The organism is Tahibacter harae, assembly GCF_024437735.1.
GTDB lineage: Bacteria > Pseudomonadota > Gammaproteobacteria > Xanthomonadales > Rhodanobacteraceae > Tahibacter > Tahibacter harae.
Genome location: NZ_JANFQO010000018.1, coordinates 88,101 through 106,824 on the forward strand (window position 1 = coordinate 88,101; position 18,724 = coordinate 106,824).

Annotated in this window: 14 protein-coding genes; 5 read left to right on the forward strand and 9 right to left on the reverse strand. The window is 67.6% G+C overall.

Features of this window, described 5'->3' with window-relative positions:
- The first annotated feature begins 260 nt into the window (after nucleotides 1-260).
- From NM961_RS17840 to NM961_RS17860, 5 genes are all read left to right on the forward strand, one after another.
- Complete coding sequence (locus NM961_RS17840) at nucleotides 261-1,649, forward strand: DegQ family serine endoprotease (protein WP_255915769.1); 1,389 nt, start codon at nucleotides 261-263, stop codon at nucleotides 1,647-1,649.
- 657 nt (nucleotides 1,650-2,306) lie between these two features.
- A complete protein-coding gene (locus NM961_RS17845) occupies nucleotides 2,307-3,605 on the forward strand; it encodes a PstS family phosphate ABC transporter substrate-binding protein (protein ID WP_255915770.1) in 1,299 nt (432 codons plus the stop codon).
- A gap of 7 nt (nucleotides 3,606-3,612) precedes the next feature.
- The gene (locus NM961_RS17850; RefSeq protein ID WP_255915771.1) at nucleotides 3,613-4,305 is read left to right on the forward strand and encodes an HAD family hydrolase; all 693 of its coding nucleotides are present in this window, start codon (nucleotides 3,613-3,615) and stop codon (nucleotides 4,303-4,305) included.
- Between the two features lie 110 nt (nucleotides 4,306-4,415).
- Entirely contained in the window at nucleotides 4,416-5,783 is a 1,368-nt protein-coding gene (locus NM961_RS17855) for a leucyl aminopeptidase family protein (RefSeq protein ID WP_343231928.1), read from the forward strand.
- 602 nt (nucleotides 5,784-6,385) lie between these two features.
- Nucleotides 6,386-8,965: a serine/threonine protein kinase gene (locus tag NM961_RS17860; protein ID WP_255915772.1), complete on the forward strand. Its 2,580-nt coding sequence runs from the start codon at nucleotides 6,386-6,388 to the stop codon at nucleotides 8,963-8,965.
- A gap of 263 nt (nucleotides 8,966-9,228) precedes the next feature.
- On the opposite strand, the gene NM961_RS17865 is transcribed toward NM961_RS17860, so the two are convergent.
- From NM961_RS17865 to rodA, 9 genes are all read right to left on the reverse strand, one after another.
- The gene (locus NM961_RS17865; RefSeq protein WP_255915773.1) at nucleotides 9,229-11,451 is read right to left on the reverse strand and encodes a carboxy terminal-processing peptidase; all 2,223 of its coding nucleotides are present in this window, start codon (nucleotides 11,449-11,451) and stop codon (nucleotides 9,229-9,231) included.
- A 31-nt stretch (nucleotides 11,452-11,482) separates the two neighbouring features.
- Nucleotides 11,483-12,466 (reverse strand): lipoyl synthase, encoded by a 984-nt coding sequence (gene lipA / locus NM961_RS17870; RefSeq protein ID WP_255915774.1) that lies wholly within the window; start codon nucleotides 12,464-12,466, stop codon nucleotides 11,483-11,485.
- Between the two features lie 5 nt (nucleotides 12,467-12,471).
- Entirely contained in the window at nucleotides 12,472-13,155 is a 684-nt protein-coding gene (gene lipB / locus NM961_RS17875) for a lipoyl(octanoyl) transferase LipB (protein ID WP_255915775.1), read from the reverse strand.
- Complete coding sequence (locus tag NM961_RS17880) at nucleotides 13,155-13,445, reverse strand: YbeD family protein (RefSeq protein WP_255915776.1); 291 nt, start codon at nucleotides 13,443-13,445, stop codon at nucleotides 13,155-13,157. Before NM961_RS17880 ends, lipB begins: the two co-directional genes overlap by 1 nt.
- Nucleotides 13,445-14,701: a D-alanyl-D-alanine carboxypeptidase family protein gene (locus NM961_RS17885; RefSeq protein ID WP_255915777.1), complete on the reverse strand. Its 1,257-nt coding sequence runs from the start codon at nucleotides 14,699-14,701 to the stop codon at nucleotides 13,445-13,447. Before NM961_RS17885 ends, NM961_RS17880 begins: the two co-directional genes overlap by 1 nt.
- A gap of 43 nt (nucleotides 14,702-14,744) precedes the next feature.
- Nucleotides 14,745-15,746, reverse strand: coding sequence for a septal ring lytic transglycosylase RlpA family protein (locus NM961_RS17890; protein WP_255915778.1), 1,002 nt, complete (start codon nucleotides 15,744-15,746; stop codon nucleotides 14,745-14,747).
- Nucleotides 15,743-16,750 (reverse strand): lytic murein transglycosylase B, encoded by a 1,008-nt coding sequence (gene mltB / locus NM961_RS17895; RefSeq protein WP_255915779.1) that lies wholly within the window; start codon nucleotides 16,748-16,750, stop codon nucleotides 15,743-15,745. The genes NM961_RS17890 and mltB overlap by 4 nt, the downstream gene beginning before the upstream one ends.
- Nucleotides 16,751-16,917: 167 nt before the next feature.
- Entirely contained in the window at nucleotides 16,918-17,361 is a 444-nt protein-coding gene (locus tag NM961_RS17900) for a hypothetical protein (protein WP_255915780.1), read from the reverse strand.
- 118 nt (nucleotides 17,362-17,479) lie between these two features.
- Complete coding sequence (gene rodA, locus NM961_RS17905) at nucleotides 17,480-18,595, reverse strand: rod shape-determining protein RodA (RefSeq protein ID WP_255915781.1); 1,116 nt, start codon at nucleotides 18,593-18,595, stop codon at nucleotides 17,480-17,482.
- Between the last annotated feature and the right edge of the window lie 129 nt (nucleotides 18,596-18,724).

Consider the following 18,724-nt stretch of genomic DNA (forward strand, 5'->3'; position numbering starts at 1 on the left):
CCATGGTGTCAATGCGGCAAATCACGGATTGCGCGTTCGGCGACAAGATGTTTGCAGTTGATTGCACGTGGCGATTCGGGATTGGAGATCCGGGATTCGCAAAGGCGAAGCGGATACTCGGCAGGCTGGCAAGCCGCAGCCAGTCATTGCCCTACGAATCCCGAATCCCGAATTACCGAATGAATCACCAATCCCGGCAAAGCCGGAAACCTGCAGCCTCAACCGGTGTCCATGTCGCGAATCTTTATACGGGAGTCCTCATGTCATCGTTCACCCGCACCTTGCTCGCCACCGCATTCGCCCTCGGCCTGGGCGCTGCCGCCGGCGTTTCGCTGACCCAGCACGCGGCCAATGCCGCGCTGCCGCCGGTGGTGGACGGCCAGGCCCTGCCCTCGCTGGCGCCGATGATCGAACGCATTACGCCGGCGGTGGTGAATATCTCGTCCAGGACCCATACGCGGGTGCGCGATCCTTTCCTCGACGATCCCGTCTTCCGCCGCTTCTTCGGCGTGCCCAACATGCCGCGCGAACGGGTGGAGCAGTCGCTGGGCTCGGGCGTGATCGTCGATGCGGGCAAGGGCTATGTCCTGACGAATAACCACGTCGTACAGGGCGCCGACGACATCAGCGTCACGCTCGCAGACGGCCGCACGCTCAAGGCCAAGCTGGTCGGCACCGATCCCGACACCGACGTGGCGGTGATCCAGATACCAGCCGAGAACCTCAAGGCCGTGACCCTGGCCGATTCCACCCGCCTGCGCGTGGGCGACTTCGTCGTCGCCATAGGCAATCCCTTCGGCCTGAACCAGACCGTGACCTCGGGCATCGTCTCGGCGCTGGGCCGCTCCGGCCTGCGCGGGCTGGGCTACCAGAACTTCATCCAGACCGATGCTTCGATCAACCCGGGCAATTCCGGCGGCGCACTGGTCAATCTCAACGGCGAGCTGGTCGGCATCAACACCGCCATCTTCTCACCTTCCGGCGGCAACGTCGGCATCGGCTTCGCCATTCCCTCGACCCTGGCCGGCGACGTGATGCAGCAGCTGATCAAGACCGGCACGGTCAAGCGCGGCTCGCTGGGCATAGAGGCGCAGAGCATCACCCCCGACATCGCCCAGATGCTGGGCGTGCCCGCCGGCAGGGGCACGGTGATCACGCATGTACAGGCTGATTCGGTGGCCGAGAACGCCGGCCTGCATACCGGTGATGTGATCGTCAGCCTCAACGGCAAGCCGGTGAACAGCGAACAGGAACTGCACAACGCCGAGGGCCTGCTGCCCATCGGCAGCGAAGTCGAACTCAAACTGCTGCGCGACGGCCGCGAGATCACCACCAAGGCCCAGCTGACCGTGCGCGAATCCGCCACCGCCGTAGGCCAGAACCTGGACCCGCGCCTGGGCGGCGCGCAGTTCGCCGAACTGGGCGAACGCCAGCGCCAGCGCGGCCTGCGCGGCGTGCTGATCAGCCAGGTCGGCGAAGGCAGCCGCGCCGAGAGCAACGGCCTGCGCAATGGCGACGTAGTGGTCGCGGTGAACCAGGTCGATATCCGCAACGTGGAAGACCTGAAAGCCGTCGCCAAGCGCCAGTCGCGCCAGTTGCTGCTGACCGTGGTGCGCGGACAGAGTGCGTTTTTTGTACTTTGCGAGTGAGTCTGCGGTTCGGAATTCGGAATTCGGAATTCGGGATTCGGGATTCGCAGGGAGTGCGCGGCGGAAGCCGAGGTCTTCGGCAAGTGAAATTTGCCGGATTTCTTCGAGAAAAAGCGGGAAGCTCCCTCTCCCCCAAGCTCGCTTGGGGGAGAGGGCTCAGCGGTGAGGATTCGCGAGCGCAGCGGCAATCGCGGCCGGAACAAGATGGGGTGGTCTATTGGACCGTTTCAGTTTGCTTCGCCAACCTGGGCTGCGAACTCGGTACTGGAACCTCGCCCAGCACAACCTTGGAGCGCACGCGAGCAGACTGGAACGCCCCAAGCCTCACGCTGGACGAACGTCTCGCGGCCAAGTACGCCAAGGTAGCCAGGCCGGGAAGCGCAAGGCAATGAGCGAGTGCGCGGCGCGCTGTCTTCGTGTCCGGCGCCGTTGCGGCGCGTCCGCCGCGGGCGGCGCCCTGACCGGGCAACCTGGCCTCCAATTGTCCGCCCTTCCAATCCCACTCATCCCACTCGCTCATCCCATCGCGTTCGTCCCCTCCCGTTCATCCCGGCGCCAATTCCGTGACCCTGGTCAAGCCGCCGGGACCCGGTCATCCAACGTCCGCAACCCCCGTGGTATCGTGGCGCGGTTCAGCAACTTGTCAGGCTTTCTCCCGTGATCAATCCGCGCCTAGTCCGCCGCGCCCTGCCGCGCGCCCTGTTCCTGCTTTCCTCCGTTGCCGCCGTCTGCGCACTCGCGCCGCTGCAGGCCGCCGAGCCGACCGCCGCGGCCAAGCCGGCGGCAGCGGCGACGGCAAAACCGGCGGAAGCCAAGCCGGCGGCAACCGCCGCGGCAAAGCCGGCCGAAGCCAAGCCGGCGGCCGCCAAACCCGCCGCGGCCAAGCCCGCAACCGCTGCAGCCAAGCCCGCCGCCGGCGCGACCGCCAAGCCTGGCCCGGTCAGCGCCACCCTGATCTGGCGCGGCGACATCGCCAGCGCCCGCGGTCTGATGAACGACCTTTCCAAGCAGTACGAGAAGGAAAAGAAGGTCCGCATCCAGCTCAACCCCTTCAGTACCATCTCCGGCATCGACGCGGTGATCCAGGGCACGGCGGATTTCGCCGGCAGCCTGCGCCCCGGCCACGGCAAGCGCGCCGAGGAAGCCGGCCTGGTCTTCGTGCCGGTGGCCTGGGACGGCCTGGTCATGATCACCTCGCGCGCCAACGCGGTCTCCAACATCAGCATCAAGGACATCTGGCGCGTCTATTACGGCCGCGCCGATAACTGGAAGCTGCTGGGCGGCGCCGACAAGGCCATCAACATGTACGCCGTGGCCGGCCCGCTGGACGGCGTCGAATACGCGCTGCGCGCGATGATCTTCAAGAACGGCGACCAGCGCGTGGCCGTGCCGCGCCTGTACCTCAATACCGCCAAGCTGGAGGAAGGCGTCACCCTGGACCCGGCCGCGCTCGCGGTCAGCACCCTGTCCAACGCCGCCGGCAATCCCAAGCTGAAATTGCTCAATGTGGAAGGTGTGATTCCTTCCACCGCCAGCGTGCGCGACGGCAGCTATCCGCTGTACACGCCGGTCTACGTGGCCCTGCGCGAGGACGGCAAGAATGCCGCCGCGGTGAAGGACTTCATCGCCTGGCTGGATACGCCCTCGGCCAAGGCCGCCCTGCTCAAGCGCCAGCTGCTGCCGTATTCCGACGGCCTGACCTTGAAGGACAACGATGCCACCCGCCTGGCCATGATCGAGTCCAAGGTCAACGAAACGCCGCTGGCCGCGCCGGCCGCCACCGCCGCCGCGCTGGGCCGCGTCGCGCCGACCTCGACCCTGACCCAGGCCGCCAAGGAAGAAGCCGTCGAATCGCGCAGCAAGAAGGCCGCGTCGAAGAAGGCGGAAAAGGCCGAGAAGGCCGAAAAAGCCAAGGCCGCCGCCGACAGCAGCGCCAAGGAAACCGGCGGCAGCTGAGTCGCGCATGCAGATCAAGGCGATCAGCCTGGACCTGGACGACACGCTGTGGCCGATCGCGCCCATCGTGCTGCGCGCCGAACAGCGCCTGCACGATTGGCTGGAGCAGCACTGTCCGGCCGTGGCCCAGGCCTATCCGGTCGCGCAGATGCGCCTGCTGCGCGACCGCATCGCGCTGGAAAACCCGCACCTGGCGCATGATTTCACCGCCCAGCGCAAGCTTTGCCTGGGCGCGGCACTGAACCCGCACGGCTACGGCGAGGACATGGTCGAGGCCGCATTCGACGCCTTCTACGCCGCACGCAACGAAGTCGAACTCTACGCCGACGCCCTGCCCGCGCTGCAGCGCCTGTCCGCGCGCGTACCGCTGATCAGCCTGTCCAACGGCAATGCCGACCTCGGCCGCATAGGCCTGCGCCACCTGTTCGCCGACTGCGTCACCGCGCGCGAGTTCGGCCAGGCCAAGCCGGCGCCGGAAATCTTCCTCGAAGCCTGCCGCCGGCTGGATCTGGCCCCCGCCAGCGTGCTTCACGTCGGCGACGATCCGCTGCTGGATGTACACGGCGCCCGCACTGCCGGCCTGCCCTGCGCCTGGCTCAACCGCCACGGCACGGCCTGGCAGCAGGCCCAGCGGCCCGATCTCGAATTCGTCGACCTGACCGAACTGGCCGACTGGCTGGACTACAAGCTCGCCGCCTGAACTGCCGCGCATGAGCTGACCGGCCGCCCCTGACACCTGATCAGCCAGGCATGCAACTTGCCTTGCAGCTGTGGTCTGATCACGCCGCAGCACCAACACCCGGGACACGTATGCAAGGACTGACCGAACTACGCCGCAACAGCCGCGCGATCGAGCTGATCGCCCTGACGCAGGACCAGCTGGAAGCGAATCTCAAAGCATTGGGCGCCAAGGCCAGGCGCTGGGCCGAAGCGCAGGGCTTCAAGGCCGAACCCACCAGCCTGCTCAACGTGCCCGGCGACGACGGCGGCCTGCGCTGCATCCTGGTCGGCGTATCCCGCCCCGACGACATCTACGCCCTGGCCAGCCTGCCCCAGCGCCTGCCGCCGGGCGAATACCGCCTCGCCAATACGCTGCTGGATCCGCTGCGCTCGGCCCTGGGCTGGGGCCTGGGCGCCTACCAGTTCAGCCGCTACAAGAAGCCGCGCCGCGCACCGGCCCAGCTCGCCGTCGACGCCGCCGTGCTGGCCAACGTGGAGCCGCTGCTTGCCGCCGCGACCCGCGTGCGCGACCTCATCAACACGCCGACCGAAGACCTGGGTCCGGCCGAACTCTGCGCCAGCGTGCGCGAACTGGCCAAGGCCCAGGGCGCGAAGTACCGCGAATGGGTAGGCGACGCCCTGCTCAAGCACAACTTCCCCACCATCCACGCCGTAGGCCGCGCCAGCCACCGCGAGCCGCGCCTGGCCGAACTGAACTGGGGCCGCAAAGGCCCGCACCTCGTCATCGTCGGCAAGGGCGTCTGCTTCGACACCGGCGGCCTGGACATCAAGCCCGGCGACGGCATGCGCTGGATGAAGAAGGACATGGGCGGCGCCGCCCACGCCATCGCCCTGGCGGCCCTGGTGATGCAGGCCAAGCTGCCGGTACGCCTGACCCTGCTGATCCCCGCCGTCGAGAACGCCATCGCCGGCAACGCCTACCGTCCCGGCGAAGTCATCACCACGCGCAACGGCCTCACCGTGGAGATCGACAACACCGACGCCGAAGGCCGCCTGATCCTGTGCGACGCCTTGGCCTACGCCGCCGAACAGAAGCCCGACCTGATCCTGGACTTCGCCACCCTTACCGGCGCCGCCCGCATCGCCCTGGGCCCCGATCTACCCGCCCTGTTCAGCAACCGCGACGACATCGCCCAGCAACTGCTGGACGCCGGCATCGCCCAGCAGGATCCGCTCTGGCGCATGCCCCTGTGGCGCCCGTACCTGGCCATGCTCGACTCCTACGTCGCCGACCTGGCCAACGCCGGCCCCTCCCGCCACGCCGGCGCCGTCACCGCCGCCCTCTACCTGGAACGCTTCATCCCCGAAGGCACACCCTGGGCCCACCTCGACGTCTACTCCTGGAACGACGGCGAACGCCCCGGCAAACCCAAGGGCGGCGAGGCGCAGGGCCTGCGCGCGTACCTGGAGTTCCTGCGCAAGCGGTATGGCGCCTGAGTAAGGGAAGCGCGAGACGGAAGCAGGCAGCCGCAGTGAACGGAGCGCGGGACGCTCCGTTCACTGACACTCGCGCCCCGCACGGCACGCGCTGGACCACGGCAACCAACCATGAAGATCGAAGCGAGCAGCGTCGAAAAGCGGCGGCTTTCTTTGAATTCTCAATAGTTATTCGACGCATTCCAGGCTGCGATTTGTTCCGCGCAACCGCAAACTGCATGCGCTCGCTGCCGCAGGCCGTTCCGCCAGGCGCGCCTCCTGGGCGCGGAAGGCCGCCGGCGCCCGCTGCGCCATAGTGCGGACGCCGCCGTGGTCCGCTCACGCAAGCGGCCCACGAGACACGCAGGGGGAGGCCGCCTCAGTAACGTCGCTACCACGGTGTCAGGTCGCCAGCTGGACGCTCCGCGCGCAATCGGCTAAGACTCCGCTCCCCTCATTTTCCCAGCCCGCCGAACCTGCGCATGAACGTTCGCCCGTCATCGGCCGACATCGATTTCTGGCGCCGTACGCGCCAGCTCTACCTGGACGTCTGCACACTGCCCGCTGACGAGCGCGCCGCGTTCCTGAGCGCCGTTGAGGCCGACGAAGTGGTGATCTCTGCGGTGCAGCGCCTGCTGCAGGATGAGGCCACCGGGCCCGTGGTCACGATCCAACCCAGCGCGCTGGCCGAAGCCTTTGTCAGCGCGCTCGAACACCTCGAACAAAAATCCGCATCGACACAGGGCGAGCTCCGCATCGAGCGCGTACTCGGCGAAGGCGGCATGGGGCGCGTCTACCTGGCCGCGCGCACAACCGGGGACGTGGTGCAGCGCGTCGCCCTGAAGGTGGTGCCGGTGGCGATCAGCGGCCCGCGACTGACCGAGCAGCTGCGGCGGGAACGCGCGATTCTCGCCGGTCTTGAGCATCCGCATATCGCACGCCTGGTCGACACCGGCGAACTTCCCGACGGGCGTCCGTTCTTCGCCATGGAATACGTCGACGGCGTGCCACTGCTGCAGTACTGCAACGCCGCGCGCCTGGATCTGCGAGCACGCCTGGCCCTGTTCCTGCGCATCTGCGAAGCGGTCTCCTATGCGCATGGGCAACTCGTCCTGCACCGTGACCTCAAGGACAGCAATATCCTCGTCGATGCAGCCGGCCATCCGCGTCTGCTCGATTTCGGCATCGCCAAATCGCTTGCCGAAGCCGGCGCGCGCGATACCACGCAGGGCCAGAACCATTTTTCATTGCGCGCGGCAGCGCCGGAGCAGATACGCGGCGGCGCGACAACCGTGGCCACAGACGTGTACGGCCTGGGCTGCGTGCTCTACGAACTGCTCTGCGGGCAGTTGCCGTTCGATACTGCCGACACGGACAGAAGCCAGCTTCTGCACCGGATTCTTGAACAACCGCCGCCGCTGGCCAGCACGGCCGCGGCTTCCGCCACCGACCACAGCGCTGCCCAGCAGCGCAATCTGGCCGATGCGCGTGCGCTCGCCGCCGCGCTGCGCGGCGACCTGGATGCCGTCATCGCGCGCGCGCTGCGCAAAGATCCGGCGGAACGCTACCCGTCCGCCGATCACCTGGCCGCCGACGTGCGCAATGTGCTCGCCCAGCGTCCCATTGCAGAACGGGCTTCGGAACGCTGGTACCGCGCGCGCATGGCGCTGCGGCGCAATCGCCTCACGGCGACGGTCGCCGGCGTGCTCGGCCTGGCCGTGATCGCAACCACCGCGCTGTCGGTGGCGCAGTCACAGCGCGCCGCGCAGGAACGCGACCGCGCCCTTGCCGCGCTGGAGGCCGCACGTCTGCAGCGCGACCACGCGCAACACGTGACCGACTTCCTTGTCGGCGCGTTCCAGTCTGCGGACCGGGAACGGCTAACACGCAATCTCAGCGCGGTGAAGCTGCTCGGCAACGCGGCGGCCACGCTGGAACGCGACAGCAGCCGTCTCGCACCACCACTGCGCGCCACGCTCGCGCAGACGCTTTCCCACCTGTTTTTCCTGTTGCAGAACAAGCCCGAATCGCTCCGCCTCGGCGAACTGGCGCGGCACGAGATGGCAGCCGCGCCAGACATGCCGCAGGAAGTGCGCGTGCGCCAGTTTCTGATTGATGCGGAATCGGCGTTTTCGGAGAACCGCTTCGCCGATGCGATCAAGGCGGCGCAGGACGGCCTGCAGCTGGCCGGCGACAGCGCCGGCTACAGCGACGGCGAGGTCCTGCCCATGCTGTGGGAAATCAAGCTGCGCGCGCTGCTCGGCGTCGGCCGCAACGCAGAGACCATCCAGACCGCCGATACGGCGCTGGCCGAACTTTCCCGCCGTACCGATCTGCATCCCGAACGCCTTGACTGGATCCGGCTGCAACGCAGCCGGGCGCACTACGCGGCAGGCCAATCCATCGCCTATCAGGAGCAATTGCTGCAATTGCTTGGCGAGCAGCGTCAGCAGGGGCGGAGCGGCGCATCACATATTCGCGCCCTGGCGGATCTCGCGCATGCCTACAAGATCAACGGCGAATACGAAAAATCCGTGGCCGTCTACGAAGAGACCCTGGCCAAGCAGCGCGCCAACTACGGGGAAGACCACCCATTGACGCCGCGCCTGCTCTACGCCATGGCCGGCTCGTACATCGGCGCAGGACGTCGGTTCGAAGGGATGCAGCTGCAGCATCGCCTGATTGCAGTCAGCGGGCGCTACTTCGACCCGCAGGAGCCGTTTACCGTCAATGTGCATTTCTATCTGGGCGAGAACTACATCATCGACCTGAATGATGCGAAGAGCGCCGAGTATTTTGTCCGCAAAGCGATCGCGATGTCCCCGCCCGAGGCGGACGGCAACCTGATGATCTACGAACGCCGGCTGGCGCTGATCCTGACGCTGCAGGGACGCTGGTTCGAGGCGGCCTACCATGCCGATCATGCCGCCGATGCCCTGCGGGCAAAGTACGGCCAGATCGGCGACGCGGTAGAGGGCGCCGCAATCAATGCCGCCTACGTCGCCCTGCGCCGCTTCGACACGGCCGCCGCGCGCGCGCGCCTGAGCGGATGGCTGCTCCTGCGCGCGCGCAACCGCGCTGCGGAAAATGCGTCCACAGCCAAATACTACGGCGAAGAGGCGCGGGAAGCCGAAGTTCTGGGCAACGCATTTGGCTGGACGCGCGCCGATGGTTCGGTCATCGCATCGCCGCTGCGTTGGTGAACCCGCAGCAAGCGGGCACAAACCTGGACTGCGGCCCGCGCGCGCCCGGCCGCGATTCCACGCCGGCCCTCCTCGCTGCACCGCACATGCCGGCCCGAACCGTCGCCGAACCCTCGCAGTGAATTGCGGCGAGCGTTCTGCGCTGGCGGGACGGCAGGCCGTTCCAGCCAACGACAGGTTCCGCACGACTATGGCGCCCGGTCCCGCAAACAAAAATCCCGGCCAAAGCCGGGATTTTTGTCCACAAACCAACACCGAAAGCCTCAGTCGATACTGATCCGCGCCCCTTGCGGCAAAACCTGCTGTGCCAGCTTGGTATCCGCGTGAATCAGGTCAATCTCATCGGCCAGGATGCGCGCGGCCTCCTGCAGCGCCACGTCGCGGCGCTCCTTGGCCTGTTTCTCGCGCTCGACCTGGCTCTTTATGCTGCGCTCGTCGGCCTGCAGGCCGTCGTCGCTGGCGTGGGCGACGGTGTCGTTGCCGGCGTCCTCGGCGGTGCTGCCTTCGGCGATGGCGGTAGTGGTCGCGCTGGCGACGGAGACGTCGGATTTCTCGCTCTTTTCCAGCGCGCTGCGCTCGGCGTCGCGGGCTTTCTTGCGCGCTTCCTGGTCGTCGCGTTCCTTGCGCCGCTCGGCCTCGTTCAGCGAGACGGTCTTCTCGGCGCGCAGGCGCTTGATCTCGTTCTGGTCCTCGGCGTAGTACTGCCACTCCTTGGACTTGGCCGTGCGCGCCTCGTGGCGCGAGGCCAGCATGGGCAGGATGGGCTTGAGATCGGCCACGGCCTCGTACGAAGCCGGCGTGATCGAACTCCAGGGCAGCGCGTTCGGATAGCTGGATTCGCCGAATTCCTTGGCTTCGCCGCCGTCCGGGAAGGCGATGTCGGGCACCACGCCGCGCAGCTGGGTGGTGCCGCCGTTGATGCGGAAGAACTGCGCGCTGGTCATCTTCAGCTCGCCGTACTTGGGCTTCTCGTTCTGCGCCGCATTGTCCAGGTCCACCAGCATCTGCACCGTGCCCTTGCCGAAGGTGGGCTCGCCGATGATGACGCCGCGGCCGTAGTCCTGGATCGCCGCGGCGAAGATCTCCGAGGCCGAGGCCGAGCCGCGGTTCACCATCACCGCCAGCGGGCCGTCCCAGGTCATGCCGGATTGGCTGTCATCCTCGGACTCGACCCGTCCCTGGGCGCTGCGCACCTGCACCACCGGGCCCTTGTCGATGAACAGGCCGGTGAGTTCGGTGGCCTCGCTGAGCGAGCCGCCGCCGTTGTTGCGCAGGTCGATCACCACGCCGTCGACCTTTTCCTGCTTGAGTTCGGCCAGCAGCTTGGCGGTGTCGCGGGTGGCGCTCTTGTAATCCTTGTCGCCGCGGCGGCGGGCGTCGAAGTCGAGGTAGAAGGTAGGCAGCTGGATCACGCCGACGCGGCGCGGCACCGGGCCGTCCTTCACTTCGATGATCTGCTTCTTGGCCGCCTGTTCCTCGATGCTGACCTTCTTGCGCACCAGGGAAAGCATCTGGTGCTTGGCGTCGGGGCCGCCGTCGGCCGGCAGCACTTCCAGGCGCACCACGGTGTCCTTCTGGCCGCGGATCTGCTCGACCACGTCGTCCAGGCGCCAGCCGATCACATCGGTGAGCGGGCCGTGTTCGCCCTGGCCCACGCTGAGGATGCGGTCGCCGACCTTGAGCTTGCCCGACAGCGCCGCCGGGCCGCCCGGCACGATCTCGCGAATGGCGGTGTATTCGTCCTCGCGCTGCAGCACCGCGCCTATGCCCTCCAGCGACAGCTTCATGGAGATGTCGAAGTTCTCGCTGGCGCGCGGGCCGAGGTAGTTGGTATGCGGCTCGATCGAGGTCGCGTACGCATTCATGAAGGTCTGGAACACGTCTTCGCTGTTGATCTGGGCGACGCGGTCGCCGAAGCCGACGTAGCGCTTGTCCAGGGTCTTCCTGATCTCGTCATCCTTCTTGCCGGCCAGGCGCAGGCGCAGCACATCGTTCTTGACCCGCTTGCGCCAGAGGTCGTCCAGCTCGTCGCTGCTGGCCGCCCAGGCGGCCTTCTCGCGGTCGTAGGCGTAGCTTTCCGCAGTGCTGAAGTCGAACGGCTTTTCCAGCTGCTTGCGCGAGAACGCGGTGCGTTCGGCGACACGCTGCAGGTAGAGGTTGAACACCGCGAACGGCATGGACAGATCTTTGTTGAAGATCGCGTCGTCGAGCTGCTCGCGCGCGGCGCTGAAGCGCTCGACGTCGGACTTCAGGAAGAACAGCTTCTCGCCGTCGAGCGAATCGAAGTAGGCGTCGAACATCTTGGCCGACATCGCATCGTCCAGCGGCACGGCCTTGTAGTGGAAGCGGGTGAGGAAGCGCGAGGCCCAGATCGCCGCGTCGGCCTGGTCCTCGGCCGGCTTGAGCAGCGGGCCGGCCTGGCTGGCAGGCTTGGCCACGGCCAGGCCGGAGGCCAACAGGGCGAGGACGAGCAGGGTCTTGCGCATGATTCTCTCCAGCAGGAACAGCAAATACGGCCTAAGCGGATTGAGCGATACCGGCGGCGTGGGCCATCTCGTCCGCATGATAGGACGAGCGCACCATGGGCCCGGAGGCGACGTGCTGGAAGCCCAGGCGGTAGCCCAGTTCCTCCAGCGCCTTGAACTCGTCCGGCGTCCAGTAACGGATTACCGGATGGTGGTGCGGCGTGGGTTGCAGGTATTGACCGATCGTGACCATGTCGACATCGTGCGCCCGCAGATCGTTCAACGCGCCTTCCACCTGTTCGAAGGTTTCGCCCAGGCCCAGCATGATGCCGGACTTGGTCGGTACCGACGGGTGCTGCGCCTTGAAGCGTCGCAGCAGGTCCAGCGACCAATCGTAATCGGCGCCGGGCCTTACCTCGCGGTATAGCTCGCGCACCGTCTCCAGGTTGTGATTGAACACATCCGGCGGCGCCGTGGCGAGGATTTCCAACGCCCGCTCCATGCGGCCCTTGCCGCGGAAATCCGGGGTCAGAATTTCAATCTGGATGGACGGGCTCTGCTCGCGCACCAGGCGGATGCAGTCGGCGAAATGCTGGGCGCCGCCGTCGCGCAGGTCGTCGCGGTCCACCGAGGTGATTACGACATAGCGCAGGGCCATGTCGCGGATGGTCTCGGCGAGGTGGCGCGGCTCGTGCGGATCCGGCGGCTTGGGCCGGCCGTGGGCCACGTCGCAGAAGGAGCAGCGCCGGGTGCAGACCTCGCCCAGGATCATGAACGTGGCCGTGCCCTTGCCGAAGCATTCGTGGATATTCGGGCAGGAGGCTTCCTCGCACACCGTGACCAGGCGGTTCTCGCGCAGCTTGGCCTTGAGCTTGGCCACGGCGTTGCCGGGCGGGATGCGCACGCGGATCCAGTCGGGCTTGCGCAGGCGCGGCGCCTGGTCGAACACGGCGCGGTTGCGCGCGATCTTGTCTTCGCCCAGCTGTTTTTCGCCGACGACGACGATGGGTATGGCCTTGGAGGGTGCAGTGTCCATGGGAATCAGGCGGAGGCGGCGAGCGCGACGGTCGCCGCGGGGATGAGGGGATCGGCCGCCTGCGGCTGCAGGCCCAGCTGCCGGGCGAGTTCCTCGACCAGGCTGGATTGCAGCACGGCCAGGCTGGCCGGACCGCCCAAGTCTAGCACCTGGGTCACGGCCAAGCCCTTATAACCACAGGGATTGATGCGATGGAACGGCTCCAGGTCCATGGCCGCGTTGAAGGCCAGGCCGTGGAAGGAACAGCCGCGCCGCACGCGCAGGCCCAGGGCCGCGACCTTGGCGTCGTTGACGTAGACGCCCGGCGCGCCCTCGCGCCGTTCGGCGGCGATGTTCCAGTTGGCCAGCGTGTCGATGACGGCCTGTTCTATGCGCAGCACCAGCTCGCGCACGCCGATGCCGAGCCGGCGCAGATCGACCAGGGTATAGGCCATGATCTGGCCCGGGCCGTGGTAGGTGACCTGGCCGCCGCGGTCGACCGGGATGACGGGAATGTCGCCCGGCGCCAGTACGTGCTCGCGCTTGCCGGCCTGGCCCAGGGTGAATACGGGTTCGTGCTGCAGCAGCCAGAATTCATCGACCGTGCTGGCGTCGCGGCTGTCGGTGAAGGCCTGCATGGCGCGCCAGACCGGTTCGTAGGGCCACAGCCCCGGCAGTTCACGCACACGTACCGGCAGGCGCTGGCTCATCACAAGGTCCAGCGAATGTCCGGATCGGCGCGCAGCGTCTCGTGCACGGCATCGTATTTCTCCCGGTTCGGGCAGGTGAAGCTCAGCGTCACCGAGAGATAGTTGCCTTCGCGCGAGGGCCGCGAGCGCACGCTGCCGTCGAGCACGCTCAGGCCCAGGGTGTTGATCAGCGCGGGCACGCGCATGGCCAGGTCGGCCGCGGCATTGCCCACGGCGGTGATCTCGAACACGCCGGGAAACTGGAAGCCCTGGTTGGGCGATTCGGGCTGGATGTCATCCAGATTGCGCATTAACGGGTATCCGGTTGCTTGGACGGCTGTACCGCCTCGTCGCTCTTGAACCACAGCATGATGCCGTCGCCGAGCCGACGCATGAAACCGCCTTCAGGGTACTCCTGCAAGGCCACGATGGGACGTTCGACCAAAGGCTTGCCGTCCAGGGTGATGCGCAGCGTGCCCACGTTCTGCCCCTTGGTATACGGGGCGACGAAGCGGCCCGGCACGTCCATCGCCGCCTTGAGATCGGCGTAGCGGCCGCGCGGCAGGGTGACCAGCACATCCTCGCTCACGCCCAGCGCAATGGTGTCGGCCTGGCCTTTCCACAAGGTGGGCTCGGCCACCGGCTTGTCGGCGCTGTACAGCTTGTGGGTTTCGTAGAAGCGGAAGCCGTAGTTGAGCAGTTCCTGGGTCATGTCGGCGCGGACTTTCTCGCCCTTGGTGCCCATGACCACGGTGATAAGGCGCTCGTTGTCGCGCTTGGCCGAGGCCGCCAGGCAAAAGCCGGCGCCGGAGTGGTGGCCGGTCTTGATGCCGTCGACCGCGGCGTCGCGCCAGAGCAGCGCGTTGCGGTTGTGCTGCTTGATGCCGTTCCACTCGAACTCCTTGATCGCGTAGATCTTGTAGTCCTCGGGAAAGTCGCGGATCAGGGCCCGCGACAGGGTCGCGATATCGTGCGCCGTGGTGTAGTGCTCCGGCGCGGACAGGCCGCTGGCGTTGACGAAGTGGGTGTTGCTCAGGCCCAGGCGCTTGGCGTACTCGTTCATGAGGTCGGCGAACACCGCCTCGGAGCCGGCCAGGTGCTCGGCCAGGGCGATGGCCGAGTCGTTGCCCGACTGCACGATCATGCCCATCAGCAGGTCGTGCAGCTTCACCTTGGAATTCAGCGCCAGGAAGCTGGTGGAGCCGTCGGTGCCGGCACCGCCGCCGCGCCAGGCGTTCTCGCTGATGAAGACCTCGTCGTCGGGCTTGACCTTGCCTGCGGCAAGCTCGGCCGAGACCACGTAGGAAGTCATGATCTTGGTGATGGAGGCCGGTTCCACGCGCTCGTCGGGATTGCTGGAGGCGAGGATCTGGCCGGTGTTGTAGTCCATCAGCACCCAGCTCTTCGCGTCCAGGGTCGGCGGCGGCGGCATGGGCGCATTGATCGCCGCGGGCGTGGGCGCGGCCGGCTTGGGCGTGGCGGGCGTGGGTGTGGGCGTCTGCGCCGCGGCGAGGCCGGCGCAGGCGGTGAGCAGGACGGTGGCAAGCAGATTCAAGCGATACGACATGGTTTTTCCGTACATGGGGCCTGCGCAGCGGCAGGCGTCAGGATCAATCGATGGCGACCCGGGCTTCGCCCAGGCCCAAACGGCGCAGTTCTTCGGTCAGGCGGTCGGCCTCGTCCACGTCGCGCAGCGGGCCCAGGCGTACCCGGCGCACGCTGCGGCCGTTGACCGACGCCTCCACCACACGCACTTCGCCCAGCTTGGCCGCCGCCACGCGCTGGGCGGCGCGGTCGGCATTGGCCTGTTCGCCGAACGCGCCGATCTGCAGGTAGATGCGTGGCTGCTCGGCGGAATCCGGCGCGCCGTCGCCGGACGCCGCGGTGCCGGCCACGGCCGGTGCGGGATTCTGCAGCGGCGCGGCCGGCCTGGGTGCCGGCCGCGGCGGCGTGCGCGCGGGGCTGGCGGCGGCGGTGCGGACTTCCGGCTCGGCCTCGCCCGGCATCAGCGCGCGCACTTCGACCAGGCCGGTGCCCTTGGGCCACACGCCGATCTTCACCGCCGCGGCGTAGGACAGGTCGATCAGGCGGTTGTCGTGGAACGGGCCGCGGTCGTTCACGCGCACGATGACACTTTTTCCGTTTTCGAGATTGGTCACGCGCGCCCAGCTGGGCAGCGGCAGCGACTTGTGCGCGGCGCTGAACTGGTACATGTCGTACGGCTCGAAGCTGGACGTCATGTAGCCGTGGAACTTGTTGCCGTACCAGGAGGAAATGCCGCGCTCGACATAGCCGCGCGCGCTGGGCAGCACGGTGTAGTTGCGGCCGAGCACGTTGTAGGGCGAGCGGTTGCCGTAGCGCGACAGCGGCTCGGGCCGCGGCACGGGTTCGGGTATGCGGCTGACATCGATGGTTTCGGCGGGGCCGTCGTCGTGGGTCTGGCGATAGCGTTCGGCCTGGCTGAGGCTGGTTTCCGGCACGGATGTAGCGGTTTGCGGCGCCGGGCGGGCGGCGGGCGGGCGCGAAGCCGCCGGACGCTGTCCCGGCCTGGGCTTGTTGCCGGCGCAGCCGGCCAGCGCCACCACCGCCAGCAGCAGGACGGCGCGCTTCATGGGCCTGCCGCCGCATCGCCGGCGGCGATGGCCTCGGCCAGCTGCTTGACCGCCATGGCGTACATGGGACTGCGGTTGTAGCGCGTGATGACGTAGAAATTCTGGAAGGTGATCCAGTATTCCGGGCCGCTGTCGCCTTCCAGCTTCAGCAGGGTGGCCGGACGCTGCGGATCCAGCGCGGCGTCCACGCTGTAGCCCCAGGCGGTGAGCTGTTCCAGCGGATACACCGGCTCGCTGTTGGCCGGCGTGATGGTGCGGGCATCCGGCGCCAGCTGGGCGCGCAGCGCGACCGGGCCTTCCGGTTCCCAGCCATGGCCCTGGAAATAGCTGGCCACGCTGGCGACGATGTCGGGCTTGGAATTCCACAGGTCGATGCGCTCGTCGCCGTCGTAGTCGCGGGCGAAGCGCGCGATCGAGGTCGGCATGAACTGGCCCCAGCCCATGGCGCCGGCATAGGAGCCGCGCAGTTCCTCGATGGGATAGGCCAGGTGGCCGTCGTTGAGGCGCAGCAGCTGGGACAGCTGTTCGCGGAAGAATTTTTCCCGCGGCGGGTAGTGGAAGGCCAGGGTGGTCAGGGCGTCGAGCACCTTGTACTTGCCGGTGATGCGGCCGTAGCTGGTTTCCACGCCGATGATGGCGACGATGATGCTGGGGGAAACCTGGTATTCGGCGGCGACGCGGTCGATCAGGTCGCGATTGTCGCGGTAGAAGGCGATGCCGGATTCGCGCCGCGCATCGGTGAGGAAGATGGGCCGGTATTCCTTCCACGGCTTGACCTTTTCGGCCGGCCGGGAAATCGCGTCGATGATGCTCTGCTGGTATTCGGCCTTGGCCAGTATGGCCAGTACCGCGTCGGCGGCGAGGCCGTGATCGCGGGCCAGTTCCGCGGCGAAATCCTGCTGCGCCTGGCGGGAGTCGGCGGCGGACGGCGAAACCGGGGCGGCGGCGGAAATGGCGGGCAGCGCACTCGCCAGAGCGAAAAGAACTCGAAAAAACACGGGCATCGATAGCGCCTGGCCAGCGTGGGGCAAACGGGTGCTAGGTTAGCACGCACATGGCAGGGCGTATCCCGCGGCTGGGTCGCGGTTCAGCTTGCGGCGCGGCCCGTTTTGCTAGCCGGCGGCGGGAATTGCGGCGGCGGAAAACGCCGCGGCGCAGGTTGAAAAACGTGCTAGCGCGTCAAGCGGAAACTGGCGGCCTTTTCCCACAGCGATTTGATGTTGTCGCGCCAGCGCTGACCCGCCGGCGGCGGTTCCGGCGGCCCCTGGGTCGGCTCGGCCTTGGGCGTGCTGGCGAGATTGCCTTCCTGGGCGTAGCGCAGGGCTTCGATCGCCAGCCGGTCCCAGCGCAGGAAGCTCGCCACCGGCACCAGCACCCAGGGACTGCGTTCGGTGGGCTGGCCCAGCGGCGCCCAGGCGCTGGCGCCGGGCAGGGCCAGGGCCTGTTCGCGCGCGCGGCCCTGCAGGCGGAAGGCCATGCCGGGCAGCATGTAGAACAGGAACGGCGTGCCGTTGATCTGTACTGCGGGCTTGCCGTACTGGGTGGTGGAGGTGGCGTCGTGCTGCCGGGTCATGAACTCGGCGATGGTGTCGTAGCGCGTGCGGGCATTGGCCATGGCCGGTGCAGCTCCCTGTTGGCGTGGCCTCATGCTACGCCGATTCGGCGGCAGCGGCCTGTAACGGATGGGCTGGATCGGCCAGCAGCTTCAGGGTGCGGCGCCGCAGGCTGTCCGCTCAGCGCACCAGCTTGCGGTGCGCATGAATGGACATCAGCACGCCGAAGCCGGTGAGCAGGCTCACCACCGACGTGCCGCCGTAGCTGACCAGGGGCAGCGGCACGCCGACCACGGGCAGCAGCCCCGTGATCATGCCGCCGTTGACCATGACGTAGACGAAGAACGACATGCCGATGGCGCCGGCCAGCAGGCGCGAATAGGTGTCCTTGGCATTGGCCGCGATCCACAGGCTGCGGCCGATGATGAAGATGTACAGCGAGATCAGCAGCAGCACGCCGATCAGGCCGAATTCCTCGCTGAACACGGAAAAGACGAAGTCGGTAGTGTGCTCGGGCAGGAATTCCAGGCGCGACTGGCTGCCCTCGTGCCAGCCCTTGCCGAAGATGCCGCCGGCGCCGACGGCGATCTCCGACTGGATGATGTGCCAGCCGTTGCCCAGCGGGTCGGATTCCGGGTCCATGAACATGCGCACGCGATTGCGCTGGTATTCGTGCAGGAAATGCCAGGCCACCGGCGCGGCCGCCGCGGCGACGCCGATCAGCCCGCCGATGCGCCACCAGGACAGGCCGGAAAGAAACAGCGCAAACGCGCCGCTGGCGGCGACCAGCAGCGAGGTGCCCAGGTCCGGCTGTTCGGCGATCAGGCCGGCGGGTATGCCGATGATGACCGCGACCATGAACAGGTCGCGCCAGTCCGGCGGCAGGGTGCGCGCGTGCAGGTACCAGGCCACCATCATGGGCGTGGCCAGCTTGAGCAGTTCCGAGGGCTGGAAGCGCACGAATTTCAGGTCCAGCCAGCGGTTGGAGCCGCGCCCTTCGCCGAACAGTTCCACCAGCACCAGCAGCACCACGCCGACGGCGTAGAACCACGGCGTCCAGTTGCGCAGGGTGGCCGGCGGTATGCGCGACATCGCCACCAGGGCCATGCCGCCCATCAGGAAGCGCGCGCCCTGGTTGAGCACGATGCCGGCATCCTTGTCGCCGGCGCTGTACAGCGTGATAAGGCCTATGCAGGCGACCAGCACCAGGGCCAGCAGCAGCGGCAGGTCCACCCGCGGCCGGCGCAGCTGGCGCAGGGCGGCGGCGGCGAGCCGGTCGAGACGGGTGTCGATCATCGGTTCGTCTCCGTGGCGGGCGCGGCGGACGGCGGGGCTGCCGCAGGCGCGGCGGGCGGCGTCAGGCGCACCGCGCCCGGCAGCGCCGCCGGCGCAACCACCGGCCGCGCGGCCGGCTGGGTGGCCGAC

Excerpts from the sequence above, each read along its gene's own strand:
- NM961_RS17885 (WP_255915777.1), bottom strand. The coding sequence starts at position 14,701 with ATGTCGTATCGCTTGAATCTGCTTGCCACCGTCCTGCTCACCGCCTGC.
- mltB (WP_255915779.1), bottom strand. The coding sequence starts at position 16,750 with ATGCCCGTGTTTTTTCGAGTTCTTTTCGCTCTGGCGAGTGCGCTGCCC.
- NM961_RS17850 (WP_255915771.1), top strand. The coding sequence starts at position 3,613 with ATGCAGATCAAGGCGATCAGCCTGGACCTGGACGACACGCTGTGGCCG.
- NM961_RS17900 (WP_255915780.1), bottom strand. The coding sequence starts at position 17,361 with ATGGCCAATGCCCGCACGCGCTACGACACCATCGCCGAGTTCATGACC.
- NM961_RS17880 (WP_255915776.1), bottom strand. The coding sequence starts at position 13,445 with ATGCGCAATCTGGATGACATCCAGCCCGAATCGCCCAACCAGGGCTTC.
- rodA (WP_255915781.1), bottom strand. The coding sequence starts at position 18,595 with ATGATCGACACCCGTCTCGACCGGCTCGCCGCCGCCGCCCTGCGCCAG.
- NM961_RS17865 (WP_255915773.1), bottom strand. The coding sequence starts at position 11,451 with ATGCGCAAGACCCTGCTCGTCCTCGCCCTGTTGGCCTCCGGCCTGGCC.
- NM961_RS17855 (WP_343231928.1), top strand. The coding sequence starts at position 4,416 with ATGCAAGGACTGACCGAACTACGCCGCAACAGCCGCGCGATCGAGCTG.
- NM961_RS17890 (WP_255915778.1), bottom strand. The coding sequence starts at position 15,746 with ATGAAGCGCGCCGTCCTGCTGCTGGCGGTGGTGGCGCTGGCCGGCTGC.
- lipA (WP_255915774.1), bottom strand. The coding sequence starts at position 12,466 with ATGGACACTGCACCCTCCAAGGCCATACCCATCGTCGTCGTCGGCGAA.
- lipB (WP_255915775.1), bottom strand. The coding sequence starts at position 13,155 with ATGAGCCAGCGCCTGCCGGTACGTGTGCGTGAACTGCCGGGGCTGTGG.
- NM961_RS17840 (WP_255915769.1), top strand. The coding sequence starts at position 261 with ATGTCATCGTTCACCCGCACCTTGCTCGCCACCGCATTCGCCCTCGGC.